Source organism: Stenotrophomonas sp. A3_2, from assembly GCF_036624925.1.
GTDB classification, from domain to species: domain Bacteria; phylum Pseudomonadota; class Gammaproteobacteria; order Xanthomonadales; family Xanthomonadaceae; genus Stenotrophomonas; species Stenotrophomonas hibiscicola.
On record NZ_JAZKVY010000315.1, the window covers coordinates 1 to 403 of the forward strand.

1 protein-coding gene is annotated in these 403 nt (G+C 68.2%); it reads right to left on the reverse strand.

Features of this window, described 5'->3' with window-relative positions:
- Positions 1 to 374: substrate-binding domain-containing protein (locus tag R5H29_RS14500; RefSeq protein WP_332329355.1), on the reverse strand; the 374-nt coding region annotated here is incomplete at its 3' end.
- Positions 375 to 403 lie beyond the last annotated feature (29 nt).

Sequence of the window (403 nt, forward strand, 5' to 3'; positions counted from 1 at the left end):
GAAAGCTGTTCCGGCACGTCCAGCCCGAAATCGATCCGCGCCGCGTCCATGGCGCCCAATGCCATCACGTCGTTGGCAGCGATGATGGCGTCGACCGGACCCTGATGCAGCAAGCGCACCGTCGCGGCATGGCCCGATTCATAGGAAAAATCGCCGCGGTCGATCGGAACCGGGGTGATGCCGGCATGCGCCAGCCGGTCGACTGCGGCGCGGACACGCGCCTCCCCGACCGTCGAATCCGTCGGCCCGGCGATGATGGCGAAGCGGCGCGCGCCCGACGCGATCATGCCGTCGACCAGCATTGCTTCGCCCGCCCCCGATTCGCACATGACCGAGGCGACCGGCGCATCTTCCATCTGCCGGTTGTAGAGCACCAGCGGAATCCGGGCGGCCCGAAAGGCGG